The sequence below is a fragment of the Shinella agrisoli genome, from assembly GCF_046557955.1.
In the GTDB taxonomy this organism is placed as follows: Bacteria; Pseudomonadota; Alphaproteobacteria; order Rhizobiales; family Rhizobiaceae; genus Shinella.
Map to the genome: position 1 here is coordinate 133,892 of NZ_JBJIEP010000014.1, position 26,136 is coordinate 160,027.

The following is a 26,136-nucleotide window of genomic DNA, read 5'->3' on the forward strand; positions in this document are numbered from 1 at the left end:
CCTACCGGCGGTACTCCGCGACGAAGGCCGCAAAGCCCGCGACGAAATCGCGGAGCTTCTTCTCCGTCGCCTCGTCGGCGATCTTGCCGTCCTGGATGACGGTTCCGGCGCGCGAGACCATCAACTTCGTTCCGAACCACGGGACGGTGCCGAGCGTGCGCATGACGGGCAGCCAGGCCTCCTGCGACAGCAGGGTGCCGAAATTGCCCGGCGAGGCGCCGGTGATGGCGAAGGGCTTGCCGGCGAAGACGCGGGGAATGTCGGCGGACGGGCGGCTCATCCAGTCGATGGCGTTCTTGAAGACGCCGGGAATGCCGTTGTTGTATTCGGGCGTGAAGAGGATGACGCCATCCGCCGCCGCGACGAGATCCTTGAGGCGCGAGACCGCCTCGGGGATGCCGTCCTGCGCTTCCGCGTCGCCGTCGTAGAGCGGGATGCCCCGGATCGAGCCCTCGGCGATCCCGACACCCTCCGGCGCCATGGTCAGGGCGGCGCGCAGCAGCGCCGTGTTGAAGGAGCCCTTGCGCAGGCTGCCCGAGATTGCCACCAGTTTCGTCATGTCACCTCTCCATTCGATGGGTCCGGCAAAACCCCGGCGGGCGGCCTGCCGCGCCGGGGCTTTCGTTTCAGGTCAGGCGAGCGGTTTCAGCCGGGCCTCGATCTGCGCGCGGCGCGGTTCCAGGAAGGGCGGCAGCGACAGGCTCTCGCCCAGGGTCTCGAGCGGCTCGTCCACGACAAAGCCGGGCCCGTCCGTGGCGATCTCGAACAGGATCCCGTTCGGCTCGCGGAAATAGAGCGAGCGGAAGTAGAAGCGCTCGACCTCCCCGCTCGACGGCAGGCGGAAGCCGCGCAGCCGCTCCGTCCACGCGTGCAGCGCCTCGACGTCCGGCGCGCGGAAGGCGACATGGTGCACGGCGCCGGCGCCCTGGTGGGCGGCCGGCAGGTCCGGCTCGACGGCGACGTGCAGCTCGGCGGCGGGGCCGCCTTCACCCATCGAGAAGACATGGACGTCGCCCGCCCCCTCCGGGTTGGGATAGGTCGAGGTCTCCTTCATGTTCATCACATGGACGAGCACTGTTTGTGTGTTGCGGATGTCCGGCACGCTGAGCGTGATCGGTCCGAGGCCCTTGATCTGGTGTTCGGCCGGAACCGGGCTCTTTTCCCACGGGTTGGAAGGCGCACCAGCATCGTCGGCGACGAGGCGGAAGCGCTGGCCCTCGCCGTCCTCGAAATCCAGCGAGGCGCGGCCGCCGACATCGCGGATCTCGCCCGCCTTCACCTTCCGCTCGGCAAAGCGCGCCTTCCACCATTCGAGCGTGGCGAGGCTTGCAACGCGCAGGCCCGTACGCGAAACGCTGTGCGTGCCGCGCCGCTCGTGGCCCACCGGCCAGTCGAAGAAGGTGAGGTCCGTGCCGGGCGAGGCAAGCCCGTCGGCGTAGAAGAGATGGTAGGCGCTCGTATCGTCCTGGTTGACGGTCTTCTTGACGAGGCGCAGGCCAAGGACCTGCGTATAGAAGCGCAGGTTCTCCCGCGCGTTCGCGGTGATCGCCGTCAGGTGATGGATGCCTGTGAGCTGAAGGGCCATGATAAACTCCTCTCCGGAAACATCCGGGGTGTTCTGGTGCGTGCCCCGCTATCGGGGCCTTGCGTTGAAGCGAATATCGCCCCTTGCCTGCCCTCCCGGAAGATCGGACCGGGCGAACGGATTGTTCACTTTTCCTGAACGGCATCCCGATGCGCATGCACGACGCCGAACGGCCGCGTCACCCGCGCAAAACCGCCGTCCGGAGAGAACGCCTGTCCGCCCATTCTGTTCTAACGTTAGATCGTTCAAATTTTAGCGTTTCATAAACCAGCATGCGCCTACGCTGCCTGCCTGCGAAATGAATTCGTCCCTGCCTCGCCGCAAAGCCGGCATGTCCCGCCATTTTCCCATCGAATGCCGGCGCCGTTCTCGCGCCCGCCAGGAGACGATCGATGCTGCCAAAGACTGCGACTGCCCGAAACATGCTCGCCATCGTGGCGGCCGGTGTTGCCACGACCGTGGCCACAGCGGGCGTCCTGCTTTGGCTTTCCTACCATGCCGTGGAGGAGCGATCGATTTCGGAGATGGTCAACGCGGCCCAGGCAAGTGCGGGCAAGGTGGAGACGACCTTCGCGCAGGTGAAGACGCTGGGCTGGAACATCCGCTCGTCGCTCTTTGCCATGAAGGACACCGGCGCGCCGAGCCGCGAGGCGGCCGACGCCATGATGAAGCGCCTCCTGATGGACAACCCCTTCGCCGTCGGCCTCAGCACGGGCTGGGAGCCGGACGCCTTCGACGGCAAGGATGCCGACTACAAGGGAAAGCCCGGCCATGACGCGAGCGGCCGCTATGTCCCCTACATCATCCGCAATGACGGCGCTGCCGTGATCGAAGCGCTGGTCGACTACGACAAGGACGGCCCCGGCGACTACTACCAGGTGCCGAAGAAGACCGGCAAGGACCTGCTGACGGAACCCTACATCTATAATGTCGGCGGAAAGGACACGCTGATGACGTCCTTCATGGTGCCGCTGATGTTCGACGGCACCTTCAAGGCGGTGGCCGGCGTCGACGTCGCGCTCGATGCGCTCGCCGCCGACATGGCCGGGCTGAAGCCGCTCGGCGAAGGTTTTGTCGCGCTGCTCAGCCAGGGTGGCAGCATCGTCAGCCACCCCGATGCGGCGACGCTTGGCAAGACGCTGAAGGATTCCGGCCTCGACGTCGCCGCCTGGCAGCGGCTGATCGACAATCCCGGCAAGGTTTTCGAGATGGCCGATGCCGCCGGCGGCGCCTCCATGGCCGTTGCCGTCCCGGTGCCGCTGCAGCCCGGCACCACCTGGTTCGCCATCGTTTCGGTGCCGAAGTCCGTCCTCTTCGCCAGCCTCTCGATGCTCGCCATCACGTCCATCATCGTCATTGCGGTGGCCACGGGCCTGATGATCTCGATCGGCTGGCTCCTTGCAGCCCGCTTCCGCAAGCGGCTTGGCACGGTCATCGCCGCGACGAGCGAAATCGCCCGGGGCCGCACGGATGTCGACCTTTCCGAATCGGCCCGCCAGGACGAGATCGGCGAGATGGCCCGCTCGCTCGCCGTGCTGCGCGACGCCACGCTTGCCAAGATCCGCCTTGAAGGAGAGGCCGAGCAGAACCGGGCGCTTTCGGAAGAGGAACGTCGCCAGCGCGCCGAGGAGGCGGCCGAACGCGAGCGCCAGACGCGCGTCGCCGTCGAGGCGCTTGCCGAAGGCCTGCAGAAGCTCGCCGACGGCGACATGACGCACCGGATCGAGCAGGCCTTCGCCGGCTCGCTCGACCAGGTCCGCCTCGATTTCAACGCCTCGGTGGAAAAGCTGCAGGCGGCGCTTCGATCGGTCGGCAGCAACGCCAACGCCATCCAGGCCGGCTCTGCGGAGATCCGCTCCGCCTCCGACGACCTTGCCAAGCGCACCGAGCAGCAGGCGGCTTCCGTCGAGGAAACGGCAGCGGCGCTGGAACAGATCACCACCTCGCTCAAGGACGCCACCAAGCGGGCGGAGGACGCCGGCCAGCTCGTCGAGCGCACGCGCGCCGGCGCGGAGAAGTCGGGCGAGGTCGTCCGCCGCGCCGTGAACGCGATGAGCGGCATCGAGACCTCCTCGCGCGAAATCTCCAACATCATCGGCGTCATCGACGAGATCGCCTTCCAGACCAACCTGCTGGCGCTCAATGCCGGCGTCGAGGCGGCACGCGCAGGCGAAGCCGGCAAGGGCTTTGCGGTCGTCGCGCAGGAGGTGCGCGAGCTCGCCCAGCGCTCGGCCAATGCAGCCAAGGAGATCAAGGCGCTCATCACCAAGTCCGGCGAGCAGGTGCATCTCGGCGTCGCGCTCGTCGGCGAGACCGGCTCCGCGCTCACGGAGATCGTCAACCAGGTGCAGGAGATCGATCAGAATGTCGCGGCCATCGTGCGTTCGGCCCGCGAGCAGTCGACCGGCCTCAACGAGATCAGCGCGGCGGTGAACTCCATCGACCAGGGCACGCAGAAGAATGCGGCCATGGTGGAGGAGCAGACGGCCGCAAGCCATGCGCTGGCAACCGAGGCAGCGGCGCTGAACAGCCTTATCGCGCAGTTCCGCCTGGGCGCGAACGCCGCAGCGGCCCGCCCGGCAGCGCCCTCCGCCACGGAAAACCGCCCGGCCGCCTCGGGGGCAAGGGCGCTCGGCAACAAGCTCGCCCGCGCCTTCGGAGGCGGGCAGGCCGCGGCAGCGCAGGACTGGGAGGAGTTTTGAGCGTTCCAACGCGGGTTCGGGAAGGAAGGCGGCCGGCGACGGCCGCCTTTTTGTTGGGCGGAGGAGCGGGCGGGTTTTGCGCAATGCACAGGATTTGAACACGCCGCACCTCTCCCTGCGCCGGCCAACTCATTAGAAATTCATTTAATAAACTGAAATAATTGCTTTATCTTGCACCGCTCCCAATTGGCACGCTTCCTGCTTTCCTGTCGATAGGTCCAGAGGGGACCGAGATAGAAGCGTCCAAAGAACGACGCTCCGGCAAAGCCGTCGTGCAGCTTTATGGAAACCGAAAGAGGTTTCGAGGCTGCCGGCGGCTTTCTTGTTTTGCGGCCTCGGCGTCGCATCGCGCTAGGCTGCTGAAAAATATGATTTATTGTATTTTTCCGGCACGCCGCCTTCCCGATTGGCTTTTTGCAAGGACTCCGCCACACTCGCCTGCGGCATGCTCAACGCCTGATGGTGTTGAAGGCTTGCCAGTCTGCTCTTTGCGATATAATGAGGACCCACATTAAATGGGGTTTCTGCAACGGTGGAGACGACGATGACCCGATCGGGTAGAACGATGCTGGCGGCGATCCTGCTTTCCGCCGCCGCCTTGCCGGCCTGGGCCGATGGCGTGGCGCGGCCGGTGCGCATCGCGCCGGTGCATTTCGAGGACCGCGAACAGTCGATCACCATCACCGGCGAAGTGATCGCCCGGGTGGAGACGGATCTTTCCTTCCGCGTCGGCGGGCGCATTACCGGCTGGTTCGTCGATGTGGGCGATGCGGTCAAGGAGGGCCAGGTGCTGGCGCGGCTCGATCCGGAGGAGCAGAAGGCGGATGTCGAGGCCGCGGAAGCGGGCGTGCGCGCGGCGGACGCGCAGCTCAAGCTCGCCCGCACCAATTTCGAACGCCAGCGGTCGCTGCTGAACGACGGCATCAGCACGCGGCGCGATTTCGATGACGCCGAGACGGCGCTGCGCACCGCCGAAAGCGCCCGCGAGGCGGCGATCGCCCAGCGCGATACGGCGAAGGAAGTGCTTTCCTATACGGAACTGCGCGCGCCTGCCGACGGCATCGTCACCGCACGTTTCGCCGAATCCGGCCAGGTGGCGCAGGCAGCGCAGACCATGTTCACTATCGCCGACAACGGTCCCCGTGACGCGGTCTTCAATGTCTACGAATCGCTGTTCTTCGCGCAGCCCGCGAAGGACGGCGTGGTCGTCACGCTGCTCAGCGACGACAGGGTGCGCACCACCGGCAATGTGCGCGAGGTCTCGCCGACCATCGATAGCCAGACCGGCACGGTGCGGGTGAAGATCGCCATGGACAAGACGCCCCCGGAAATGACCCTCGGCGCCTCCGTGGTCGGCGTCGGCGCGCTGGCGCCGCGCCGGGTCGCGGCCGTGCCGTGGCAGGCGCTTTCCGGCGTCGAGGGCAAGCCTGCGCTCTGGATCGTCGACAAGACGAACAACACGGTCAGCCTGCGCCCGGTCGAGGTCCTGTCCTTCGAGACCGGGACCGCGCTCGTCACGGGCGGCGTGACGGAGGGGGAGACCTACGTCGCCGATGGCACGAAGCTGCTGCGGCCGGGCCAGACCGTCACCGCGATCGAAGGAGCCGCCCAATGAGGATGATTATCCCGCTGAGCCTGGCCGTTGCCGGGGCCATGGCGCTTGCCGGCTGCCAGAAGGAAGAGGAAGCGGCCGCCCCGCCCCGGCCGGTGCTGTCCATGGTCGTCACGCCGTCCGCGCTGCCGGGCACCCGCTTTGCCGGCACGGTGCAGGCGAAGGTGCAGGCCGCGCTCGGCTCGCGCGTTGCCGGCCGCCTCGTTTCGCGCACCGTCCATGTCGGTGATCTGGTGAAGAAGGGCGACGTGCTCGCCGTGCTCGATGCGACGGCCTACGAGCTTGCCGTGCGTTCCGCCCGCGCGGAGCTTTCCAGCGCCGAGGCGACGCTCGCAAGCGCGGTCGCGACCGAGGAACGACAGAAGACGCTGCTCCAGTCCAATGCCGCGGCAAAGGCCGCCGTCGAGAGCGCCGAGCAATCGCGCGAGGCGGCCGACGCCGGCCTCATCCGCGCCCGCACGGCGCTGGTGAAGGCGGAGGAACAGCTTTCCTACACCCGGATCCTCGCCGAATTCGACGGCGTCGTCGTCGCGACGGGCGCCGAGGTCGGACAGACCGTTTCGCCGGGCGAAGCCATCGTCACCGTCGCCCGGCCGGACGAGCGCGATGCGGTCGTCGACATTCCGGAGACGGCGGAGGCCATCGCCGTCGGCAGCCGTTTCCGGGTTTCCCTGCAGATCAACCCGGCCGTCACCGTCAAGGGCGTCGTGCGCGAGGTCGCGCCCTCCGCCGATGCCGCGACCCGCACGCGCCGTGTCAAGATCGCGCTGGAAAACCCGCCCGATACGGTCCGGCTCGGCACGACGATCACCGCCGAGCTCGAAGGGCCGGACCTCACCGCCATCATGGTGCCGGAAACCGCCGTCCTGCAAAAGGACGGCAAGCCGCACGTCTGGCTCGTCGACGGCGAGAAGGGCGAGGTGCGCCTTGCTCCGATCGAGACGGGCGCGGCCGTCGGACGCCACCTTCCGGTGGCGAGCGGCCTGAAGGAGGGCGACCGCGTCGTCACCGCCGGGGTGAACAGCCTCGAAGAAGGCCAGAAAGTGAAGATCGAGGACGAGGCAAGTCTATGAAGAAATTCAACCTTTCGGACTGGGCGCTCGACCATGCGTCGCTCGTCTGGTACTTCATGATCGTCTTTGCCCTGCTCGGCTTCTTCACCTATCAAAACCTCGGGCGGGAAGAGGATCCGTCCTTCGTCATCAAGACGATGACGATCAGCGCCGCCTGGCCGGGCGCCTCCGTCGAGGAAACGACGCGGCAGGTGACCGAGCGCATCGAGCGCAAGCTGGAGGAGCTGGAATCGCTCGATTTCAGCCGCAGCATGACGACGCCCGGCCAGACGCTGGTCTTCGTCAACCTGAAGCCGACCACCCGCGCGCGCGACGTGGCGCCGACCTGGCAGACCGTCCGCAACATGATCAACGACATCCGCGGCGAGTTCCCTTCCGGCGTCGTCGGCCCGGCCTTCAACGACCGCTTCGGCGACGTTTTCGGCAATATCTACGCCTTCACCGCCGACGGCCTGACGCCGCGACAGCTGCGCGACTATGTGGAGGATGCCCGCACGCGCATCCTCACCGTGCCGAACATCGGCAAGGTCGACCTCATCGGCGCGCAGGACGAGGTGATCTATCTGGAATTCTCCACGCGCCAGCTCGCCGCGCTCGGCATCTCGACCCAGGAGGTCGTCGCGACCCTGCAGGCGCAGAACGCGATTGCGCCCTCCGGCGTGGTGCAGGCCGGCGGCGAACGCGTCAGCGTGCGCGTCGGCGGGCAGTTCACCTCGGAGGCGAGCCTTCGCGACGTGAACCTGCGCGTCAACAATCGCTTCTTCCGCTTGAGCGACATCGCCACCATCACCCGCGGCTACCAGGATCCGCCCTCCGCGCTCTTCCGCTTCAACGGGGAGCCGGCGATCGGCCTTGCCATCGGCATGAAGCAGGGCTCGAACCTTCTCGAATTCGGCGCGGCGGTGGAACGGCAGATCGAGCTTTTGTCGCACGAGCTTCCGGTCGGCGTGGACGTCCACCTCGTCTCCGACCAGCCGAAGGTCGTGGAGGAGGCCGTCTCCGGCTTCACGCGGGCGCTGTTCGAGGCCGTCGCCATCGTCCTCATCGTCAGCTTCGTCAGCCTCGGCCTTCGCGCCGGCCTCGTCGTGGCGCTCTCCATCCCGCTGACGCTGGGCATCACCTTCGTCTTCATGTACTACGACGACATATCCCTGCAGCGCGTGTCGCTCGGAGCGCTGATCATCGCGCTCGGGCTCCTCGTCGACGATGCGATGATTGCCGTCGAGATGATGGTGGCGCGGCTGGAAGTCGGGGATTCGCTGCGCAAGGCGGCGACCTACGTCTACACCTCCACCGCCTTCCCCATGCTCACCGGCACGCTGGTGACGGTGGCGGGCTTCATCCCGATCGGCCTCAACAACAGCGCGGCCGGCGAGTTCACGTTCAGCCTTTTCGTCGTCATCGCCATCTCGCTCGTCGTGTCGTGGGTGGTCGCGGTCGTCTTCACGCCGCTGCTCGGCGTCACCATCCTGCCGAAGACGATGAAGAAGCACCACGAGGAGAAGGGCTGGTTCGCCCGCACCTTCGCGCGCATCCTCGATGTGTGCATGCGCTGGAAGTGGACCACGATCGTCGCGACGGTCGCCGTCTTCCTCGTCTCGGTCTTCGGCATGCGCTTCGTACAGGAGCAGTTCTTCCCGTCCTCCGACCGGCCGGAGCTCGTCATCGACTGGGCGCTGCCGCAGAACGCCTCGATCGCCGAGACCAATGCGCAGATCGCCAAGCTGGAGGAGGAGAAGCTGAAGGGCAATCCGGATATCGAGCGCTGGTCCTCCTATGTGGGAGAGGGCGCGGTGCGCTTCCTGCTTTCCTTCGACGTGCAGCCGCCCTCACCGGCCTTCGGCCAGACGATCATCGTCAGCAAGGACCTCGAGGCGCGCGACCGCCTCAAGGCGGACCTGGAGGACTATCTGCGCAAGACGTTCGTCGGCACGGATGCGCTCGTCAAGCTGCTCGATATCGGCCCGCCGGTCGGCCGGCCGATCCAGTACCGCGTCAGCGGCCCGGACATCCAGGAGGTGCGCAAGCAGGCGCTCGCCTTCGGCGAACTCCTCGGCAGGAACGACCGCCTCGGCGACATCGTCTACGACTGGAACGAGCCGGCGCGCGTCGTGAAGGTCGACGTGCTCCAGGACAAGGCCCGCCAGCTCGGCGTCACCTCGCAGGACATCGCCTCGGCGCTCAACGGCGTCGTCGGCGGCACGACCGTCACCCAGATCCGCGACGACGTCTACCTGATCGACGTCATCGGCCGGGCACGGGCGACCGAGCGCCAATCCATCGAGACGCTGCGCCAGCTCCAGCTGCCGACGGCGAACGGCACCGCCGTGCCGCTCGCGGCAGTCGCCAACTTCCGCTACGAGATGGAGCAGCCGGTCGTCTGGCGCCGCTCCCGCCAACCCACCATCACCGTCAAGGCGAGCATCACCGGCGGCGTGCAGCCGGCGACGATCGTCTCGCAGATGGAGAAGGACGTTTCGGCCTTCCGCGAGAACCTGCCGTCCGGCTACGACGTCGCCGTCGGCGGTACCGTCGAGGAAAGCGCCAACAGCCAGGCGCCGATCGTCGCCGTCGTGCCGCTGATGCTCTTCGCCATGGCGACGATCCTGATGCTGCAATTGCAGAGCTTCTCGCGGCTCTTCCTCGTCTTCGCAGTGGCGCCGCTGGCGCTCATCGGGGTGGTCATCGCCCTGCTCGGCAGCGGAGCGCCGCTCGGTTTCGTCGCGATCCTCGGCGTCCTGGCGCTGATCGGCATCCTCATCCGCAACTCGGTCATCCTCGTCGTGCAGATCGAGGACCTGAGACGGGAGGGCAGGCACGCCTGGGACGCGGTGCGGGAGGCGACCGAGCACCGCATGCGGCCGATCATGCTGACCGCCGCCGCCGCCAGCCTCGCGCTCATCCCCATCTCGCGCGAAGTGTTCTGGGGGCCGATGGCCTATGCCATGATGGGCGGCATTATCGTCGGCACGGTGCTGACGCTGCTCTTCCTGCCGGCGCTCTACATCGCCTGGTTCCGCATCAAGCCCGAGGAGAAGGAGGGCGAAACGCCCGCCCCCGCCGGGAAACCCGCCGAGGTGGCATAACCGGCTCGAACAGCGGGGCGCACGTCGCGGTGCGCCCCCTTCCCTTCTGCCGTCAGCCGATGACACGCTCCTTGTAGGCCCTCGCCAGATCGAGGTCGGCCGGGCCGATGTCGTGGCCGGCCGCGAGCAGCTTGTTTTCGACCGTCGCGCCGGCGGCCCTCAGATGCGCATCGAGGTCTTCCGCATAGCGGCCGTAAGGGTCCGACCGGCCGGTCACCATCAGCACGTTCGCCCCGGAAAGATCGGCCTGGGGCACATTCTCCAACACATTCATGCCGCGCAGCAGCACAGCGTTGCGGATGAGGCCCGGATGCAGCAGCATGACCGCGCCGATCATGTTCGCACCGTTCGAGTAGCCGACGAACAGCGTCTTTTCCGGATCGAGCCCGTAGGCCGCGTTCGCCCCGTCCATGAAGGCGGCGAAGGCTTCCGCTTCGCCGACGATATCCTTCTGGTCGAAGGTAACGGCGGACAGGCGGCGGAAGAAGCGCGGATAGCCTTCGTCCACGCTGCGTCCGCGCGGGCTGAGCAGCACGGCATCGGGCGCCAGACGCGCGCCGAAGGGCAGAAGGCTGGTCTCGTTGCCGCCGGTGCCGTGCAGGAGCACGACGGCCGTGCCGTCCGGATTTGCCGGGCGATGCACCCGGTGGATGAAGGGCAGCTCTCTTTCGCGCATTCTTTCTTCTCCCGGCAGGGAAAATTGCGGGAGCCGGGCCCGGACGTCGTCCGGATCGGCATGGAAATGTTTCGGGACGAACAGCGTGCGGCCGAGCGCGTCCAGGGGCTCGTCGACCGTCATGCCGGGACCTTCCGTCGCATATTCCAGCAGCGCGCCGCCGGGCTCGCGGACATAGAGCGAGTAGAAATAGGTGCGGTCGTGCATGTTGGTGGCGCCGGCGTCCTCCGCGGCGAGCCGGCCGGCCATGGCCTCGACGGCAGGCCGGTCCGGCGCGCGCAGCGCGATATGGTCGATCGTGCCGGTGCCGGGCGCCGACGTCCAGAAGCCGCCCGCATCGCGGATGTCGAGCACGTCGCCCGCCTCGCCGGCAAGCCGGACGATGCCGTTTGCTTCGCCCGCCTTGCGAAAGCCGAAATGCCCGGCGATGAACGCCGCCGTCTCCGCCGGCCTTTCCGACAGGACCGTCGCGCCGCGGATGCGCTGGATGGCGTCCGCAGCGGCGATGCGCTCCGTGGCGTGCGGCGCGGGGCCTTCCACGCCCGCTTCCCCGACGAGCTTGACGATGATGCCGTCCGGGTCCCTGAGCCGCAGCACGGGCTCGCCGAACTCCTGCGCCGGGCCGCTCATGGCGACGTTGTGCGTCAACGCGCGCGTCAGCCAGAAGCCGATCGCCTCCGGGCGGACGGCAAGGGCGATCTCCGACGGCTGGCCGAGCCCGACCCGGCCGGGAGAACCGTCTTCCCAGGCAAGGAACGTGATCAGCGAACCGGGGCTTGCCGCCGCATCGCCGTAGAAGAGATGGAGCTGGTCGGCGTCTTCGTAACCCGCCGTCCGCTTGACGAGCCTGAGGCCGAGGAAGCCGGCGTAAAAATCGACGTTCGCCTGGATCTTCCGGGTGATCGCCGTGATGTGATGGATGCCGCTCACCATGGGGCACCTCCTTTCGCCGGCACCCAATCAGGATTTGGCTCCGCGCACCAGCCGGTGCCCGGTGAATGGACTGTCCACAAAATGAAACCGGCCCCGCTGATGGCGAGGCCGGTCGGTGTCCGGCACGATCCGTGCCGGCTCGTCGGAATTCGTGCTCAGGCGGCCGCAACATTGGCCGCCGGCATCGCCCGGTTGGCAGCGGACGGATCGTTGAGAAGACGGCGGATCGCCGCGCGCACCTCGTCTGCCGACGAAAAACGCTGCGAATCCAGGTCCCATACGGAATATTTGACGGCGACGAACTTCAGCCGATCCTCATCGGGAACGACGACGCCGACAGCCTCACCACCGATTTCGATAACCTGCTTTTGCATAACAACTCCTGCCGCACCCCAAGGGCACAGCCAATTCAAAATCTTGCGCTTAATCGATGAGGGGAAATCAGATCACATTCGGCAGAAGGCCGTATGCGCTTTCCCTTTAACCGTTTCACGACAGGAGCACGCCACACGCACGGAGGCGATGCAGTTCATATCGTACATGACACACTCCCTCTCTGGTTGGCGCTGACGCTGAAAAATGGGTGCGTCAGGGATAGGCCGGAATAAAATGCATGCAGCCCTCATGCGATGCTCCAACACATAATCGGGTCTCCTCTCTTTGTCAATGGAATCCGGAGAATTTTGGAATAAATTGCTGCCGGATTAGTGTGACAATTCGAATCGCAAAATACTTTTCGCGGATGCAGCATTTTTCAGGAAAATATGTCGCGAAGACGAACATTCCGGGGAAATGCCGTGGCGCAACCTGGCGGCGCAGGCCCAAAAGGCCTTCCTCGCGTTGCAGGAGAAAGCCCGGCAGACGGGCGGATGCCCGAGTTGCACCGCGGACACACCCTCCCAGCGAAGCGGGGAAAAAAACGATGTGGGACCATTCTTTTTGGTGAGGAGGCTCGATCTTCGGCCTAAACATGAATAAAGAGTGAATCGCGATTTTGTTCAGTTAGTAAGCCAGGATGGCCGGCAGGGTATGACCATGAATTTCACCAGGACGCTTTTTCCTCTGAGCATGCTCCTCCTGTCGGGCTGCGTCGTCGGCCCCGATTATCAGAAGCCCGAGACCGCGCTTCCGGCCAAGTTCTCCGAAAGCAAGGCGGCAAGCGCCGAGAACGTGACGCTCAATCCCTGGTGGGAATCCTTCCGCGACAGGCGCCTCAACGATCTCGTCCACCAGGGCATGGCGGAAAACCTGACGGTCCGGCAGGCACTGGAGCGCATCGAGGCCGCCGAGGCGAACGTCGTCATCGCCGGCGCGGGTTCCCTGCCGAGCATCGGCGCCTCCGCGGACGCGACGGCGAGCGGCCAGGACGGCAGCTACCTGCGCAGGACCTCCGGCCGCGATTCGTCGTCGTCGAAATCGATGAGTGCCGGCGCGAGCGCCTCGTGGCTGCTCGACTTCTTCGGCCAGTATCGCCGGTCGAAGGAAGCGGCCAATGCCTCGCTCGACGCCGCCTATGACGACGTCAACGTCGCGCGCCTCGCCTACCTGTCCGATCTCGTATCGAGCTATGTGAACGCGCGCTACTACCAGGAAGCGCTGGCGCTCTCCCGCAAGAACCTCGTCTCGCGCCGCGAGACGCTGAAGCTGACCAACGAGATCAAGGAAGCGGGCGCCGCCTCCAGCCTCGACGTGCTGCAGGCCGAAGGCCTTGTCAACCAGACGCTGGCCGACCTGCCCGCACTGGAAACCGGCTTCCACCAGGCGGCGAACCACATCGCCACCCTGCTCGGCGTGCCGGCCAGCACGATCACGTCCAGCCTGATCAAGGGCTCCGCCCAGCCGATGCCGCGCTATTCGACCCGCACCGGCATTCCGGCCGACCTCATCCGCAACCGTCCCGACATCCGCGCGGCCGAGCGTCGCCTGCAGGCGGCGACGGCCCAGATCGGCGTCGCCGAATCGCAGCTCTACCCGAGCATCGAGCTCGGCGGTTCGATCGGTGCGACGCGCAACTTCACCAACGCCGCCACGGGCAACGTCACCAGCTGGTCCTTCGGCCCGTCGCTGACCCTGCCGATCTTCAACGGCGGCGCATTGAAGGCGCAGGTCAAGGTCGCCCGCTCGGAAGCCGAGCAGCAGTACCTGACCTGGAAGTCCACGGTCTTGAACGCGGTCGAGGAAGTGGAGAACGCACAGACGGCGCTCATCCGCGACGGCCAGACGGTCGCCGCGCTGCGCAAGGTCGTGCAGTCCTACGAGCAGACGCTGAACCTTGCCCGCGAAAGCTATCGCGGCGGCGCCAGCACGATCCTCGACGTGCTCGATGCCGAGCGCAACGTCGCCTCGGCCCGCTTGTCGCTCGCGTCCGCGATCCGCCAGCTCGCCCGCGACTATGTCGCGCTCAACGTGGCGATCGGCGGCGGGGCCGAGGTCGGTTCGGTGGCGGCCACGATCGCCAGCAAGTAGGATAAAGCATTCGCGGCCGGGCCGAAGGCTTGGCGTCGCGAGGCAGGAATCAGAGCGGCGGTTCGCCTTCAGGCGGGCCGCCGCTCTTGTCTTCGAGGAAGCTCTCCAGTGCTGCGGCTGTCCGGCCGTAGTGCGCGCGAAGGGCCGTTGCCGCTCCTTCGGCGTCGCGTGCAAGCGCGAGGTCCATCAGCTGGCGATGCTCGCCCTCCACATTCCGCGTGGCGCCCGACAGGCTGACCGACATGCGGCGGTAACGGTCCGCACGCGAGAACAGCTTCTCGCAGATCTCCAGCAGGATCGGCGAACCGCACGCCGAAATCAGCGCCGCATGGAAGGCCGCGTGCCGCGCCTCCCAGTCCTCCCGCATCGCCGAGGGAATGTCCTCGCGTGCCTGCGGGATCCGCACCATCAGATGATGGGCGGCGATCACCCGCGCCTCCCAATCCGCATCCCCCCTTGCCACCGAAAGCCGCAGCGCCTCGCTCTCGCAGAGCTGCCGCGCAGCGGTGATGTCGCGAAGCTCCTCGAGCGACAGGCTGGCGACGCTGTAACCGCGATGATCGTCCAGCACCGTGAAGCCTTCCGCCGTCAGCCGCGCCAGGGCTTCGCGCACCGGCGTCACGCTCATGCCGCACAGTGCCTGGAGATCGGCGAAACGCAAACGGTCGCCCGGCTTGAAGCGTCCACCGCGGATCGCCTGGCGGATCGCCTCATAGGCGCCTCCCGCAAGCGTCCGAGCCCCTCCCCGCCTCTGGTCCGTCTGGTCCCGCATATCTTATAAACCTGGAAGGATTTTCGAAAATCATTGACTCGATGTAAAACCGGATGAAAGGTAGGCGCAACAGAAATCGGCAAGGGCCGGCATTCGACGGAGGAAATCATGAAGCTGGTGCGCTTTGGCGCGGCGGGCGCGGAAAAGCCCGGACTGATCGATGCGGACGGCAAGGTACGCGACCTTTCCGCGGTGGTGCCCGATATTGCGGGCGACGTGCTTGGCCGCGACGGCCTGGCCCGCCTGCGCGCCCTTGATCCTAAGGACCTGCCGCTCGCGCCGCAGGATAGCCGCTTCGGCGCCTGCGTCGGCCGCGTCGGCAATTTCATTGCCGTCGGCCTCAACTATGCCGACCACGCCGCCGAAAGCGGCATGGCTGTGCCGAGCGAGCCGGTGCTGTTCAACAAGGCCCCGTCCTGCATCGTCGGCCCGGACGATACGATCCTCATCCCGCGCGGCTCGGAAAAGACCGACTGGGAGGTGGAGCTTGCCGTCGTCATCGGCGAGCGCGCGTCCTATGTTTCGCAGGCCGAGGCGCTCGACCACGTGGCGGGCTACTGTATCTGCAACGACATTTCCGAACGTGCCTACCAGCTGGAGCGCGGCGGCCAGTGGACCAAGGGCAAGGGGTGCCCGACCTTCGGCCCCATCGGCCCCTGGCTGGTGACGAAGGATGAGATCGACACGAGCGACCTCGCCATGAAGCTCAGCGTCAACGGCGAACTGGTTCAGAACGGTTCATCGAGCACCATGGTCTTCAAGGTGCCCTTCCTCGTGCATTACATCTCGCAGTTCATGATTCTGGAGCCCGGCGACATCATCACCACCGGCACGCCGCCCGGCGTCGGCATGGGCATGAAGCCGCCGCGTTACCTGAAGCCCGGCGATCGCATGGAGGTTTCCATCGCCGGCCTCGGCGTGCAGCGCCAGCTGGTGGCCGCAGGCTGACGATATCCGCCGGAGGAAAGCAAGGGCTTGGAAGGTCCCTCAGGCTGCTGACAAAGTCCACCGAACCTCTCCTCCGTCATGGTCGGACTTGACCCGACCATCCATAAGCCTTTGAAAAGAATGGATCCTCGGGTCAAGCCCGAGGATGACGGAATGCTTGGAGCGAGGTTTGCCAACAAGCTGGGGGCTTGGAAGGCCCCCTCTTTCGTGTCGGCAATCAGTGAACGGTCGCGTTCGACGCCTCGTCGTCGAGAATGCGGAAGGCTTCGTCCAGCGCGGCCACCAGAATGTCCGTCAGTTCGTCGGCATCGTTTTCGAGGAGGAAGAGCGCGACCGTTGCATTGTCCGGATCGCTGTAGCGCTCAAGGTCGTTCGACATGTCATTGTCCCTTTCCAGCCGGCACCATCCCGGTTGACGGAAAGCTTAGGGACGCAGGCTTGCGTCTGGCTTGTGCCGGAAAGGCACAGGATCCGCAAGGAGAAAACGGTCATCCGCACCAGGATTGATGCCGGCCCGTCCAGGGCCTGGCGAAGCCTTCGCGCACGAGCCTGGGGCCGATCGACCGGCCGTCCTGGAGCACGAGATGCGGCGCCGCGTCCGCCCGGGCGGAGGCGCCGCCTTTCGCCGCGACGAGCGTGACGTTCCCCTCGTTGAGGATCTCGCGCAGGCGCAGCTTTGCATCGCCGCCGCGCGAGCGCTCCGCATCGCAGCGCGCTTCGGCGATCGCCGGCGCGTCGATATCGGCAAGCCGGACCTTCCGGCCGGCATAGAGGATGGTGCTGCCGTCGAGCACGCAATAATCGGTCTGCGTCGTGCAGATGAACCATTTGCCGGAGAAGGACGGCAGTTTCTCCTCCGCCGGCAACTTCTCCTCGGCCTTCTCGGCCGGCTTCTGGCGGGGCCGCACCAACGCCGTCTCGCGCTCGGGCTTCTTCTCCCTGCGCTCGATGGAGGCGGTGCGGATCGCCGTCGCGGCCGTCTCCGGTCCCGGCGCCCGGTTGTCCATGTAAAGGATCCCGCCGACGACGGCCGCGCCGAGCACATACCAATGCGCCATGCCGCCCCGCCGCATGCCGGAGCGTTTCGCTCCCGACGCCTTCTTCCTTCTCGTCGTCTTCTTCACCATCGCCTGTCTCCTGCCCGAGACAGTGCAGCGATCTCTTGAAGATATGGTTACCCGGAAAGGAAAAGCCGTGCCATGACCGAACACGCGCCCCGCGATTCGGCGAGGATTCGAGGCGGTATTGAATTCTGCAACCCGCAATATATCCTCAGCCCCGTCGATTAACCAGCAGGAGGAGTTTTTCATGCGGCTGATGACGATGGTGGCCCTCGCGTCTGCATCCCTGTTCCTCACGGGATGCGTCACGGAGACCAGCTATAACCGCGCTCAGGAAATTGTCAGGGGCAGCCCCGCCATGAAACGGGACGGCGTGAACAAGTGCTATGCCGGCGCCCGCAGGGCTTCTCCTGCCCGCAAGGCCGAGATGGCGAAGATCATGAACGTCAGCCCGCGCCGCGACGTCGCCCGCGTCTATTGCCAGCGCGCATTCGACGGCATCGCCAGCGGCCGCATCACCTACAGCGACTTCAGGACGAAGAGCCCGCGGTTCATTCGCGTCATCCAGGGCCGATAACGGGAGCCGGGCCGGCCAGACGGTCGGCCCATATCCTCTAGAGGGCTTGTTGTTTGACAGAGGATACCGGAAAAGGCGGGATTAGCCGGGAATATCCGGGAAGAGGCGAAAACGGCCGAGAGATCAAGGCGTTGGGCGGAACAACACGGTTCGACGCGCGGCGGCGGCTTTGACGGGGCCGGTGTCAAAGCCGCCGGTTCGGCAACGATTTATGCCGGAAACAGCGCCTGGTCTCAAGTCGCCTTCAAAATCTGCACGGTAGCCTTCAAAAAATCCTCAAACGCCTGAAAAACCGCCTTTGAAGCTTTCCGGGAGGCGCGACACATGGCTGTTTCTCCGGCTCGCGGCGTGCCAAAAAGCCAAACCGAACATGCAAGCGTCTTGCATCTTTGCCCATTCAGCGTCGTTTCTTTTGCGAAATCAATGCGGTAGGCCGCTGATGGCACTTCCACGAACATGCAAATGCGCATCGCATCTTCGGCGGTCTTTTGCAGGTTCGCTGCCTCCGCTCTTTGACGTCACCGGGCGGGGGTCATCTTCTCCGCGAAACGCGCTGCTTAGCAGCTTCCTCCGCCCTCGTAAGCGCGGCTCGAAGGCAACGTCTATCGCCGATGGTAAGGAAGAGTTGCGCCAAGTCGGCCTCGCATACGGGGCTGATCGTTCGAGCCGTCTTCGCCGCAGCTGCAACCTCCGGGTCCATGCGGATCCATGCCTCCCAACGATCACGTTGAGCACTATCGAGGGCAAAGCGACGAGACGCTGGGACGGGTCCGCAAAAATATAGAATGGCAAATGAAAGCGGACCAGCGGCGGCCCCGAACAAAAACCACAGGATGGCATCCCGCCCATATCTGCGTCCTAGACCGGCCGCGACGAACGCGGAAGCCGCCCAGCAATAGAGGCTAGCCATCCACCACAAACTAGATACCCCGAAGTTGATTTCTACCATTTACTATACTCAAAGCTTCAAATTGCAACCGCGCGATAACCACGTAGTGTCTCATACAGGCACAACACTAGAATGGCCCCCCGCACGATCATGAAGCCGAGCGTTTGCCTCCACCAGGCGTAGCAGCAGCCTCCTCCAACCGCTTCTTGAAACGGGCACGAAGAACCGGGATCATCGCGTCGACGACCTCGACATCCCGGACATCAGCGACCATCTGCAGCAACTCATTGTAGAGCCGCCCCGTTTCTGCCGTTATCGCCCTTGTGGGAGGTGATTGCTTCACGTCGGCGAACGTTGCCTGCACAACGTCACCAAGCCTTTGAAGCAACACCACATCCACCGCATCAGTGACAGGCGCCTCTGCGTCATCGCGTCTCGGTCCCTGCCCTGACAAAACCCATCCCGGATTGATGCCGATCTTTCTGAACTGCAGCAACGTCTCGCCGCTCGGAACGCCTTCATTACGCTCCATCTTTTGCCACGCGCGAAGCGAAATGCCGAGCTTGTCAGCGATCTCCTGTTGCTGAAGCCGCAACTCCGAACGAACCCAAAGCGCGCGACCGCCCAGGGTTTCCAATTGCTTTGTGTCCGCCATCCCGCAAAAGCATATTTATGCTTGCAAAAAAGCACAAATGTGCTTATTCCTCTCTACGTTCGTAAAACACCACACCCCTGAAAAGGGAGGCCGGCCAGGGCCTCCCTTTTCAAAACGAGGAGCAACTATGCATCGGTCCCCAACGACGGACAAGCCACGCGTCGCGACAATCGACAAGGTCGCCGAACTGGTCGCGATCAAGGCGAAACTCCAGTTCGCGGGCCTCACCGGCTATGAAATCGACCGCCGCTACAACCTACCAAAAGGGACCGTCACAGCGACGCTGCAGAAGCCCAACTCGGCAGGTGAACGGGCGATCGCCGCTGCTCTCGGTACAAAGGCCCACCTCCTGTGGCCGAGCCGTTACCGGCCCTCCGGTCAGCGGCGATCACCTCAGCCGCGGGAGAACTATGAGTGCCCGCCGACCATGCGGCAACGGCAAAAAGAGGCGCGGGTCTAGACATGGAAAACTACTTCATCCCGGCCCGCGATCCCGCCTGCACCGCTGCCCAGACAGCGCTTGTGTTCTGCGTAGCGCTGATGGGCCTCGCCGCCGCCATCATCGCCCTTGCGAGGGTTGCATGCTGAACCCCTACGACGAAGTGCAGCGGCTAGAGGTCATGCTTGCGTGCTGCATCAAGGCGGTGCAGTCGCACTTCTCCCACCTCGCCGTTCGCGACATCGTCGAGCCGCCACGCGATCTCTTCGATGCGGCACTCGCCCGGCAGATCGCGATCCACATCCTTCACGTCGAGTTCGGAGTGCCCCGGCGCCGCATCGTAAAGATGCAGGCGCGGCAGCGCACCTCCATCTCCTTCGCCATCCAGCGCATCGACGAACGTCTTGGCTGCCCCGTCTTCGCCAAGGCCTATCGCCGCATTGCCGCGCGGGCGAAGGCCATCTTCACACACCAAGTGAGAAAGGCAGCCGCATAATGGCCGAGCTTATCCGCGCCAAGATTTCCGAAATCAACGTCATCGACCGCGCCCGCCCGATCGACGAGGGACACGCCCAGGCGATTGCCGCCTCCATGGCCGAGCGGGGCCAGATCAATCCGATCACCGTGCGCCGGACGCCGAACGCGAACCGGGGAAAGACGCCCCTGACGCTGGTCGCCGGCGGGCACCGCCTGCGCGGCGCGGTAATCAACGGCTGGGACGAGCTCGACGCCATCATCGTGTCGGCCGACGCCGTCGAGGCGCAGCTCGTGGAGCTGTCCGAAAACCTCTACCGCAACGAGCTGTCCGCCCTGGATCGCGCCATCTTCGTTCTGAAGTACCGGGAGCTTTGGGAGGAGAAGCACGGGAAGATCGACCCGAAAGGGGGGCGGCCCGGAAAACAGGGCACCGAGTGCCCTGTTATTTTCGCTCCCGGTCGCGAGCTGTCCAAACAGGTGCGGGAGCGCCTTGGCTTCGGGGAAACCACCTACAAGAAGGTCACCCGCATCGGCCAGAACCTGCATCCGGACCTACGCGCGCTCCTTCGAGGGACCGGGGCCGAGGATGACCAGTCCCTCCTCCTGAAGCTCGCCAAGAAAGGCCCGTCCGAACAGGCCACCATTGCCGGCATGCTGCGCGAGGAGCGGAACATCAGGAAGGTCCTGGCGGGCCTGAAGGGCGAAAAGGCGAAAGTCGACCCGCAGGAAGAGATATTCCAGAAGGTCGCCGCCCTGCTCTCCAAGGCTGACGACGCCACGCTTGTTCGTATCCTGCATCATATCGGTGACATGCGCGACGTCTCCTTCCTGGAGGCCGCGGAATGAAGCGCGATCCCGCTCAACTCGATTTCTTCGCACAACCACTTTTCCCGGTTCGCACGCCGGTCGCTCGCATCGATATCGACCGCTATCGCTCGAAGATGAAGCGGGCGATGGCGCGGGCCATCCGTGAGTGCCCCTATGACCGGCCGACCATCGCCGCGCGCATGGCGCAATATCTCGGCCTGCCGTCCATCAGCAAGGCGATGCTCGACGCCTACACGGCCGAGAGCAAGACAGGGCACGACATCACCCTGCCCCGCTTCGCCGCCTTCGTGCACGCGACCGGCGCCATGTGGCTTTGGGACGAGGCCGTATCCGACCAAGGCGCGACCCTGCTCGTCGGAGACGAGGCCCGCCTCGCCGAAATCGCCCGCCTGCAGCAGGAGCAGGAGCGCATCCGCGCCGAGTTGCGCTCGCTCAAGGCGACACCGGTCACCATCCGGAGGACGCTCTGATGGCCGGCAAGATTTCCATCATCGGCCAGATTGCCGAAATCGACCGCGAAATCGCCGAGCGCGAAAAGCTCTACCCCCGCCTCGTCCGGGAAGGACGGATGAAGGAAGAGCAGCGCGTCATGCTGATGGACCGCATCCTTGCGATCCGGGCCACGTTGATGTTCTGCCGCGAGCACGAAGCCGCCATCCGAGCCTACATGGCTGCGAAGAAGGCAGGTGCAGCATGAAGGAGTGGTACAGCTCCGCGGAGATTGCCGACGCACGGCTCCCCGATCTTCCGCAGACGCGCCAGGGCGTCGAGTTCATGATCAGCCAGTCCGGGTGGCGTTCCACGGAAAAGGCGCGGCGGCGCGCCGGCCGCGGCGGCGGATGGGAATACCATGTTTCCCTTCTGCCCGCGTCGGCGCAGTTCCGGCTGCGGCAGACGCCCACGGCGGCCTCCTGGGAGGAGGCACGTGCGCGCAAGAACCTGCTCTGGACCCGCTTCAACAGCCTTTCGAAGGCGCAGAAAGCCGTCTGCGAAACCCGGCTGAAGGTCCTCAACCGCGTCGAGCAGCTCGTCCGCGATGCCGGCTTGACACGCGCGGCGGCCGTCGCCGCGGCCACGCTCGATGCCGGCGTCCAGAAGTCCGCCTATTACGCCTGGCGCAAGGCGGTCGAGGGGCTCGACCCGGAAGACTGGATTGCCGCCCTCGCACCTTCGTCGCCGGCCGGAGACGGCATCGTGCCACAGATGGCGGATTGCCATCCCGCCGCCTGGGATTTCCTGAAGTCCGACTATCTGCGGCCGGAGAAGCCCGGTTTCTCGTCCTGCTATCGCCGGATGCTCTCGGCGGCTGCGGAGCACGCCTGGTCGCCGATCCCGTCTGAACGCGCCTTGCGCCGGCGGCTGGAGAAGGAGGTGCCGAAGGCAATCCAGGTGCTGACCCGCGAAGGCAAGGAACGGGCGAAGACGCTCTATCCGGCTCAGCGCCGCACCCGCCGCCACCTCCATGCGATGGAGGCGGTCAATATGGACGGTCACAAACTCGACCTCTTCGTCTGGCTTCCCGGCCGCGACAAGCCCACACGCGTTTACCTCGTCGGCATCCAGGACCTTTACTCCGGTAAAATCCTCGCATGGCGACTTGCCGAAGCCGAGACGTGGGAGGTCGTGCGCCTGGTCATAGGCGACATGGTCGAGACTTACGGCATTCCGGACCGCATCTATCTCGACAATGGCCGCGCCTTCGCCAGCAAGAAGATCTCGGGCGGCACGCGGAGCCGCTATCGCTTCAAGGTGCGGCCCGAGGATCCGCAGGGTTTGCTTACCGCCCTGCAGATTGAGACGCATTTCGTGCTGCCCTACTCCGGCCAGTCGAAGCCCGTCGAACGCGCATGGCGCGATTTCGCGGAGGAGGTTTCCAAGCATCCCATCTGCGCGGGAGCCTATACGGGCAAAAATCCCAACGACAAGCCCGAGAACTACGCGCAAACGGCGATCGATATAGACCGCCTCACACGCCTGGTCGCTGAAATGGTCGCCGAACACAATGCCCGCAAGGGCCGCAGGGCGGAGACCGCGCAGGGCCGCTCCTTTGACGAAGTGTTCGCCGAGAGCATGCGCCAGCCCACCACGATGGTCCGCCAGCCGACCGAGGCGCAGCGCTTCTTGTGGCTGCTCGCCTCCGAGGCGATCCGCACGCACAAGGGCTCGGGGGAAGTCCATTTCATGGGCAACCGCTACTGGCACGTCGCGCTCAACCAGTACATGGGCAAGCAGGTGACGATCCGCTTCGATCCCGACCAACTGGCGAAGCCGATCAAGGTCTACGACCTCGATAATCGCTTCATCTGCGACGCCGAGTGCATCGCGGATACGGGCTTCGACACCCAGAACGCCGCCCGCACGCACGCCCGGAACCGCGCCGAGTTCCACAAGGCGCATGCCGCGCTGGCGAAGGCGCATCGCAAGCTTTCTCCCATGGAGCTCGGCGCGCTGCTCGACAAGGGCAAGCAGGTCTCCGAGCGGCCGGAGCCCGTGCGTCCCGCCGTCACCCGCCTCTTTACCGGCAACCTCGCGCCAGTCGCCCAAGAGGCAATCAGCGACGAGCAATTTTCCGAAAGTTTCTCGAAGGCGCTGTCACAGGTCACCGGCGGCGCCTCGATCCTCGAATTCCCGAAAGGGAATACGGCCGACAAATAGTGCGTTCGGCCGCCCGCATGAACCGCAGATGTAGTGAGTTCGGTTCCGACAAAAAACAGGGCGGGAGACCAGTCCCGCCCAATCAGCCCCAAAGGGCATCTGACAAGGAACCTTTTAGATGAATAAGCATGTCACCACAAGACCAGCCGCAGGCAGCCCTTGGGATCGCCCGAGGCCTTCCTCGGACTTCCTTGCCAAGCATTCCGACGAGGACATCCGCGACTGGCAGGGTCTCACCGAGCGCGTGCAGCGCATCGCTGTTGCCAACGACTTCTCGAAGGCGGAGGTCACGCGGCGCACCGGGATGAAGGAAGGCACCTTCAGCCAATGGTACTCGGGCACCTATACTGGCCGTTTGGAACCTTACAACCGTATGGTCGCCAACTGGTTGGACGCCTTCGAGGATGGCGCCGCAACATCAGCGAAAATCCCTGCATCGCCCGACTATATCACGACGCGGATCGGGACCGAGATCTTCGAAACCCTGCAATGGGCGCAGATCGCCAGCGACATGGTCATGATCACGATCGGCGCCGGCATGGGCAAGACGGCCGCATGCCGCCGTTATGCGGCGACCCGGCCCCACGTCTATCATGCCACCGTCAGCCCCCACACCAAGACCGTGCACGGTATGCTCGTCGAGCTCGCGGCGGAGCTCGACGTGCGCGAGTTGAACCCCGCGAAACTGACCAGGGCGATCGGGGCGAAGCTGCAGCGGATCGGCGGCGGCACGCTCCTGATCGTCGACGAGGCGCAGAACCTCGTAGACGACGCCATCAACCAGCTCCGGCACTTCATGGACATCTACGGCTGCGGCATCGCGCTCGTCGGCAACGAGGAGGTATACAGCCGGTTCGGCAAGGCCAACGGCGGGCCAAGCTATGCGCAGCTCAAGCGGAGGATCGGCAAGCGGCTCAAGCTGTCGAAGCCCTATCCGGAGGACGTGAAAGCCTATGTCGCGGCTTGGGACATCACGGCCGAAGACTGCGTTCGTTTCCTGCTCGGCATCGGCCACAAGGGCGGTGCTCTCGGCCAGATCGAGAAGACGGTCAAGCTGGCCTACATGCTGGCGATGGGCTTGGGCGAAGAGCTGCAGCTGAAGCACCTGCAGGCCGCGTGGCGCAACCGCGACGTGGAGGACATGCAATGAGCACAGTCCTCCACGACGACACAATCAGCAATGACATCATCGACCTTGTCATGATGATCCTGCCCTACACGGCGCCCGGAAAGACCATGCCGGCGACCGTCGCGGAGCAGTTGGTCAGGCGGCTGTCCGTCCTGCGGCGCTACGCGACGAAGGTAGAGATGGAGCTTTCCATCCACCGCCTCGGCGAGGCTGGCGCTACGGCGCGGGCGGGCCTCGATCGCGAAAGCGTGGTCGTACTCGACGAGTTCCTCCGTGACCCGGAGGGCAAGGTAGTCAAGGTCGATTTCGACGGAGGGCGGAAGAAATGAACACTGCCCTTTCCGATCTCCTCAAGGTCACTCAGGCCAGCCTTCGCGGCCGCGCGGGGCTTCGGCTGTTCCTCCGGCCATGCGAGGTGCGCAACCTCGTCAAGCGGTTCAACACCTTCATCGCCCTCGCAGAGGACCTAGAGGACGATCTTCACCTCCGCGAGCTGCGCGACTTTCGCGACCAGGCGCAGGCTGGCGGGCATATCGTCCGCTTTCCCGGCCGGACGCTCGTTCTCGGGACGCCTGATGAACAGGGCGGGACGCCATGAGCACCGTCCTGCTCACGTACCCGGTCGACAAGGCGTTCCTCCTCGACCTTCAGGTCGAGGACATCCGCGCCATTGTCGCCGAGAACGTCGATGCGGCCCGAAAGCATGAGCGGGACTTCGCCCGTCGCATCCGCAACCGCGACGCCGCACTTGAACAGGCGATCCAGAACGTGGCGCGGGCTTCGGCCCGCGTCGACGCCGCCAACAACACCCGCGACGAAATCCCGTCAATTCACGCCCTCATTGCGGCCGCGTCCGGTCTTCGACGCGCCGTCGAGGCATCCAAGAAAGGACTTTGAACATGGAAGCCTGCATCATCGCAGATCAGAAGCCCGCCCGGCCGACCTTCGAGGTCAACGGCAAGACGTACATCGAGGACATTCGCGGCCGCCTCATTCCGGCTGACCAGTACGAGGAGCTCTCGCCCCCGGTCGGCATCGTCGAGATCAACGGCCGTCCCCACGTCCAGGACGCCGAGGGCCGCTGGATCGATTGGTCCCTGGTGAAGCCGAAGGATCAGCTCATTGACGAGGTCGTGCGCAAGATCATGGCTTATGCCCTGGACTTATCCGCGCAGGTATCCCGCTTCCGCCGCCACACAGGAGCGGACCTCGACGGCGTCATCGCGCTCCTGGAGCAGGAATATGGCGTGACGATCGGCGGGCCAGGCGGGAACTTCACGCTGCGCACATTCGACGACTTGCAGCGGGTAGAGCTCAAGGTCGGCAAATTCATGGAGTTCGGTCCGGAAATCCACATGGCCAAGGCCCTGATCGACGAATACCTGCGCGAGATCACATCGGAGGCGACGGCGGAGTTGAAGACGCTCGTCCTCGGCGCATTCGAGGTCGACAAGAAGGGCAAGCTCGATCGCCAGAAAATCCTCGACCTGAGGAAGTACGACATCAAGGACGAGCGCTGGGTGCGCGCCATGCAGGCGATCTCCGATGCCGAGCGCACCGTCATGGTTCGCGA

General features: G+C 65.1%; 28 protein-coding genes. 19 read left to right on the plus strand and 9 right to left on the minus strand.

Going from position 1 to position 26,136, the window contains the following annotated elements; all coding sequences use genetic code 11:
• Position 1: 1 nt before the first annotated feature.
• Positions 2-559, minus strand: coding sequence for an NADPH-dependent FMN reductase (locus tag ACIIOY_RS16170; protein WP_411035700.1), 558 nt, complete (start codon positions 557-559; stop codon positions 2-4).
• A 72-nt stretch (positions 560-631) separates the two neighbouring features.
• Positions 632-1,585: a ring-cleaving dioxygenase gene (locus ACIIOY_RS16175; protein ID WP_411035701.1), complete on the minus strand. Its 954-nt coding sequence runs from the start codon at positions 1,583-1,585 to the stop codon at positions 632-634.
• Positions 1,586-1,977: 392 nt separating this feature from the next.
• Here ACIIOY_RS16175 and ACIIOY_RS16180 point away from each other — a divergent pair, with 392 nt between their 5' ends.
• The 4 genes from ACIIOY_RS16180 to ACIIOY_RS16195 all read left to right on the plus strand — a co-directional run bounded on the left by ACIIOY_RS16180 (position 1,978) and on the right by ACIIOY_RS16195 (position 10,058).
• The gene (locus tag ACIIOY_RS16180) at positions 1,978-4,287 is read left to right on the plus strand and encodes a methyl-accepting chemotaxis protein (RefSeq protein WP_411035702.1); all 2,310 of its coding nucleotides are present in this window, start codon (positions 1,978-1,980) and stop codon (positions 4,285-4,287) included.
• 544 nt (positions 4,288-4,831) lie between these two features.
• Positions 4,832-5,902, plus strand: coding sequence for an efflux RND transporter periplasmic adaptor subunit (locus ACIIOY_RS16185; RefSeq protein ID WP_411035703.1), 1,071 nt, complete (start codon positions 4,832-4,834; stop codon positions 5,900-5,902).
• Positions 5,899-6,972: an efflux RND transporter periplasmic adaptor subunit gene (locus ACIIOY_RS16190; protein WP_411035704.1), complete on the plus strand. Its 1,074-nt coding sequence runs from the start codon at positions 5,899-5,901 to the stop codon at positions 6,970-6,972. Before ACIIOY_RS16185 ends, ACIIOY_RS16190 begins: the two co-directional genes overlap by 4 nt.
• The gene (locus tag ACIIOY_RS16195) at positions 6,969-10,058 is read left to right on the plus strand and encodes an efflux RND transporter permease subunit (protein WP_411035705.1); all 3,090 of its coding nucleotides are present in this window, start codon (positions 6,969-6,971) and stop codon (positions 10,056-10,058) included. The genes ACIIOY_RS16190 and ACIIOY_RS16195 overlap by 4 nt, the downstream gene beginning before the upstream one ends.
• Positions 10,059-10,110: 52 nt before the next feature.
• Here the strand turns inward: ACIIOY_RS16195 and ACIIOY_RS16200 are convergent, their stop codons facing one another.
• On the minus strand, positions 10,111-11,667 hold the full coding sequence (locus ACIIOY_RS16200; protein WP_411035706.1) for a VOC family protein: 1,557 nt from the start codon (positions 11,665-11,667) through the stop codon (positions 10,111-10,113).
• A 155-nt stretch (positions 11,668-11,822) separates the two neighbouring features.
• Positions 11,823-12,041 carry a hypothetical protein gene (locus ACIIOY_RS16205; protein ID WP_411035707.1) on the minus strand — a complete coding sequence of 73 codons (219 nt, stop codon included), beginning with the start codon at positions 12,039-12,041 and terminating at the stop codon, positions 11,823-11,825.
• A 661-nt stretch (positions 12,042-12,702) separates the two neighbouring features.
• On the opposite strand from ACIIOY_RS16205, the gene ACIIOY_RS16210 reads away from it, so the two are divergent.
• Entirely contained in the window at positions 12,703-14,133 is a 1,431-nt protein-coding gene (locus ACIIOY_RS16210) for an efflux transporter outer membrane subunit (protein ID WP_411035708.1), read from the plus strand.
• Between the two features lie 49 nt (positions 14,134-14,182).
• On the opposite strand, the gene ACIIOY_RS16215 is transcribed toward ACIIOY_RS16210, so the two are convergent.
• Positions 14,183-14,905 carry a GntR family transcriptional regulator gene (locus ACIIOY_RS16215; RefSeq protein WP_411035709.1) on the minus strand — a complete coding sequence of 241 codons (723 nt, stop codon included), beginning with the start codon at positions 14,903-14,905 and terminating at the stop codon, positions 14,183-14,185.
• Positions 14,906-15,013: 108 nt separating this feature from the next.
• Here ACIIOY_RS16215 and ACIIOY_RS16220 point away from each other — a divergent pair, with 108 nt between their 5' ends.
• Positions 15,014-15,853 carry a fumarylacetoacetate hydrolase family protein gene (locus ACIIOY_RS16220; protein WP_411035710.1) on the plus strand — a complete coding sequence of 280 codons (840 nt, stop codon included), beginning with the start codon at positions 15,014-15,016 and terminating at the stop codon, positions 15,851-15,853.
• A gap of 217 nt (positions 15,854-16,070) precedes the next feature.
• Here the strand turns inward: ACIIOY_RS16220 and ACIIOY_RS16225 are convergent, their stop codons facing one another.
• Both ACIIOY_RS16225 and ACIIOY_RS16230 read right to left on the minus strand, forming a co-directional pair.
• Complete coding sequence (locus tag ACIIOY_RS16225; protein WP_411035711.1) at positions 16,071-16,232, minus strand: hypothetical protein; 162 nt, start codon at positions 16,230-16,232, stop codon at positions 16,071-16,073.
• A gap of 109 nt (positions 16,233-16,341) precedes the next feature.
• A complete protein-coding gene (locus tag ACIIOY_RS16230; RefSeq protein WP_411035712.1) occupies positions 16,342-16,980 on the minus strand; it encodes a thermonuclease family protein in 639 nt (212 codons plus the stop codon).
• Between the two features lie 181 nt (positions 16,981-17,161).
• On the opposite strand from ACIIOY_RS16230, the gene ACIIOY_RS16235 reads away from it, so the two are divergent.
• Complete coding sequence (locus tag ACIIOY_RS16235) at positions 17,162-17,491, plus strand: hypothetical protein (protein ID WP_411035713.1); 330 nt, start codon at positions 17,162-17,164, stop codon at positions 17,489-17,491.
• 233 nt (positions 17,492-17,724) lie between these two features.
• Here the strand turns inward: ACIIOY_RS16235 and ACIIOY_RS16240 are convergent, their stop codons facing one another.
• Positions 17,725-17,961 carry a hypothetical protein gene (locus ACIIOY_RS16240; RefSeq protein ID WP_411035714.1) on the minus strand — a complete coding sequence of 79 codons (237 nt, stop codon included), beginning with the start codon at positions 17,959-17,961 and terminating at the stop codon, positions 17,725-17,727.
• Between the two features lie 567 nt (positions 17,962-18,528).
• Positions 18,529-19,017 carry a helix-turn-helix domain-containing protein gene (locus ACIIOY_RS16245; RefSeq protein WP_411035715.1) on the minus strand — a complete coding sequence of 163 codons (489 nt, stop codon included), beginning with the start codon at positions 19,015-19,017 and terminating at the stop codon, positions 18,529-18,531.
• A 145-nt stretch (positions 19,018-19,162) separates the two neighbouring features.
• Here ACIIOY_RS16245 and ACIIOY_RS16250 point away from each other — a divergent pair, with 145 nt between their 5' ends.
• The 12 genes from ACIIOY_RS16250 to ACIIOY_RS16305 all read left to right on the plus strand — a co-directional run.
• The gene (locus tag ACIIOY_RS16250) at positions 19,163-19,495 is read left to right on the plus strand and encodes a helix-turn-helix domain-containing protein (protein ID WP_411035716.1); all 333 of its coding nucleotides are present in this window, start codon (positions 19,163-19,165) and stop codon (positions 19,493-19,495) included.
• 2 nt (positions 19,496-19,497) lie between these two features.
• Complete coding sequence (locus ACIIOY_RS16255; RefSeq protein WP_411035717.1) at positions 19,498-19,623, plus strand: hypothetical protein; 126 nt, start codon at positions 19,498-19,500, stop codon at positions 19,621-19,623.
• Positions 19,617-19,970: a hypothetical protein gene (locus tag ACIIOY_RS16260; protein ID WP_411035718.1), complete on the plus strand. Its 354-nt coding sequence runs from the start codon at positions 19,617-19,619 to the stop codon at positions 19,968-19,970. Before ACIIOY_RS16255 ends, ACIIOY_RS16260 begins: the two co-directional genes overlap by 7 nt.
• Positions 19,970-20,797 carry a ParB N-terminal domain-containing protein gene (locus tag ACIIOY_RS16265; protein ID WP_411035719.1) on the plus strand — a complete coding sequence of 276 codons (828 nt, stop codon included), beginning with the start codon at positions 19,970-19,972 and terminating at the stop codon, positions 20,795-20,797. The genes ACIIOY_RS16260 and ACIIOY_RS16265 overlap by 1 nt, the downstream gene beginning before the upstream one ends.
• Positions 20,794-21,249 (plus strand): hypothetical protein, encoded by a 456-nt coding sequence (locus ACIIOY_RS16270; protein ID WP_411035720.1) that lies wholly within the window; start codon positions 20,794-20,796, stop codon positions 21,247-21,249. The genes ACIIOY_RS16265 and ACIIOY_RS16270 overlap by 4 nt, the downstream gene beginning before the upstream one ends.
• Positions 21,249-21,476 carry a hypothetical protein gene (locus tag ACIIOY_RS16275; protein WP_411035721.1) on the plus strand — a complete coding sequence of 76 codons (228 nt, stop codon included), beginning with the start codon at positions 21,249-21,251 and terminating at the stop codon, positions 21,474-21,476. Before ACIIOY_RS16270 ends, ACIIOY_RS16275 begins: the two co-directional genes overlap by 1 nt.
• Entirely contained in the window at positions 21,473-23,434 is a 1,962-nt protein-coding gene (locus tag ACIIOY_RS16280; protein WP_411035722.1) for a transposase domain-containing protein, read from the plus strand. Before ACIIOY_RS16275 ends, ACIIOY_RS16280 begins: the two co-directional genes overlap by 4 nt.
• A gap of 118 nt (positions 23,435-23,552) precedes the next feature.
• Entirely contained in the window at positions 23,553-24,584 is a 1,032-nt protein-coding gene (locus ACIIOY_RS16285) for an AAA family ATPase (protein ID WP_411035723.1), read from the plus strand.
• On the plus strand, positions 24,581-24,892 hold the full coding sequence (locus ACIIOY_RS16290) for a hypothetical protein (RefSeq protein WP_411035724.1): 312 nt from the start codon (positions 24,581-24,583) through the stop codon (positions 24,890-24,892). Before ACIIOY_RS16285 ends, ACIIOY_RS16290 begins: the two co-directional genes overlap by 4 nt.
• Positions 24,889-25,161, plus strand: coding sequence for a hypothetical protein (locus tag ACIIOY_RS16295; protein ID WP_411035725.1), 273 nt, complete (start codon positions 24,889-24,891; stop codon positions 25,159-25,161). The genes ACIIOY_RS16290 and ACIIOY_RS16295 overlap by 4 nt, the downstream gene beginning before the upstream one ends.
• Positions 25,158-25,460, plus strand: coding sequence for a hypothetical protein (locus ACIIOY_RS16300; RefSeq protein ID WP_411035726.1), 303 nt, complete (start codon positions 25,158-25,160; stop codon positions 25,458-25,460). The genes ACIIOY_RS16295 and ACIIOY_RS16300 overlap by 4 nt, the downstream gene beginning before the upstream one ends.
• A 2-nt stretch (positions 25,461-25,462) precedes the next feature.
• Positions 25,463-26,136, plus strand: a 674-nt coding sequence (locus ACIIOY_RS16305) for a DUF3164 family protein (RefSeq protein ID WP_411035727.1), incomplete at its 3' end; no start/stop codon positions are given.

Excerpts from the sequence above, each read along its gene's own strand:
- ACIIOY_RS16170 (WP_411035700.1), bottom strand. The coding sequence starts at position 559 with ATGACGAAACTGGTGGCAATCTCGGGCAGCCTGCGCAAGGGCTCCTTC.
- ACIIOY_RS16175 (WP_411035701.1), bottom strand. The coding sequence starts at position 1,585 with ATGGCCCTTCAGCTCACAGGCATCCATCACCTGACGGCGATCACCGCG.
- ACIIOY_RS16180 (WP_411035702.1), top strand. The coding sequence starts at position 1,978 with ATGCTGCCAAAGACTGCGACTGCCCGAAACATGCTCGCCATCGTGGCG.
- ACIIOY_RS16185 (WP_411035703.1), top strand. The coding sequence starts at position 4,832 with ATGACCCGATCGGGTAGAACGATGCTGGCGGCGATCCTGCTTTCCGCC.
- ACIIOY_RS16190 (WP_411035704.1), top strand. The coding sequence starts at position 5,899 with ATGAGGATGATTATCCCGCTGAGCCTGGCCGTTGCCGGGGCCATGGCG.
- ACIIOY_RS16195 (WP_411035705.1), top strand. The coding sequence starts at position 6,969 with ATGAAGAAATTCAACCTTTCGGACTGGGCGCTCGACCATGCGTCGCTC.
- ACIIOY_RS16200 (WP_411035706.1), bottom strand. The coding sequence starts at position 11,667 with ATGGTGAGCGGCATCCATCACATCACGGCGATCACCCGGAAGATCCAG.
- ACIIOY_RS16205 (WP_411035707.1), bottom strand. The coding sequence starts at position 12,041 with ATGCAAAAGCAGGTTATCGAAATCGGTGGTGAGGCTGTCGGCGTCGTC.
- ACIIOY_RS16210 (WP_411035708.1), top strand. The coding sequence starts at position 12,703 with ATGAATTTCACCAGGACGCTTTTTCCTCTGAGCATGCTCCTCCTGTCG.
- ACIIOY_RS16215 (WP_411035709.1), bottom strand. The coding sequence starts at position 14,905 with ATGCGGGACCAGACGGACCAGAGGCGGGGAGGGGCTCGGACGCTTGCG.
- ACIIOY_RS16220 (WP_411035710.1), top strand. The coding sequence starts at position 15,014 with ATGAAGCTGGTGCGCTTTGGCGCGGCGGGCGCGGAAAAGCCCGGACTG.
- ACIIOY_RS16225 (WP_411035711.1), bottom strand. The coding sequence starts at position 16,232 with ATGTCGAACGACCTTGAGCGCTACAGCGATCCGGACAATGCAACGGTC.
- ACIIOY_RS16230 (WP_411035712.1), bottom strand. The coding sequence starts at position 16,980 with ATGGTGAAGAAGACGACGAGAAGGAAGAAGGCGTCGGGAGCGAAACGC.
- ACIIOY_RS16235 (WP_411035713.1), top strand. The coding sequence starts at position 17,162 with ATGCGGCTGATGACGATGGTGGCCCTCGCGTCTGCATCCCTGTTCCTC.
- ACIIOY_RS16240 (WP_411035714.1), bottom strand. The coding sequence starts at position 17,961 with ATGCGCATTTGCATGTTCGTGGAAGTGCCATCAGCGGCCTACCGCATT.
- ACIIOY_RS16250 (WP_411035716.1), top strand. The coding sequence starts at position 19,163 with ATGCATCGGTCCCCAACGACGGACAAGCCACGCGTCGCGACAATCGAC.
- ACIIOY_RS16255 (WP_411035717.1), top strand. The coding sequence starts at position 19,498 with ATGGAAAACTACTTCATCCCGGCCCGCGATCCCGCCTGCACCGCTGCC.
- ACIIOY_RS16260 (WP_411035718.1), top strand. The coding sequence starts at position 19,617 with ATGCTGAACCCCTACGACGAAGTGCAGCGGCTAGAGGTCATGCTTGCG.
- ACIIOY_RS16265 (WP_411035719.1), top strand. The coding sequence starts at position 19,970 with ATGGCCGAGCTTATCCGCGCCAAGATTTCCGAAATCAACGTCATCGAC.
- ACIIOY_RS16270 (WP_411035720.1), top strand. The coding sequence starts at position 20,794 with ATGAAGCGCGATCCCGCTCAACTCGATTTCTTCGCACAACCACTTTTC.
- ACIIOY_RS16275 (WP_411035721.1), top strand. The coding sequence starts at position 21,249 with ATGGCCGGCAAGATTTCCATCATCGGCCAGATTGCCGAAATCGACCGC.
- ACIIOY_RS16280 (WP_411035722.1), top strand. The coding sequence starts at position 21,473 with ATGAAGGAGTGGTACAGCTCCGCGGAGATTGCCGACGCACGGCTCCCC.
- ACIIOY_RS16285 (WP_411035723.1), top strand. The coding sequence starts at position 23,553 with ATGAATAAGCATGTCACCACAAGACCAGCCGCAGGCAGCCCTTGGGAT.
- ACIIOY_RS16290 (WP_411035724.1), top strand. The coding sequence starts at position 24,581 with ATGAGCACAGTCCTCCACGACGACACAATCAGCAATGACATCATCGAC.
- ACIIOY_RS16295 (WP_411035725.1), top strand. The coding sequence starts at position 24,889 with ATGAACACTGCCCTTTCCGATCTCCTCAAGGTCACTCAGGCCAGCCTT.
- ACIIOY_RS16300 (WP_411035726.1), top strand. The coding sequence starts at position 25,158 with ATGAGCACCGTCCTGCTCACGTACCCGGTCGACAAGGCGTTCCTCCTC.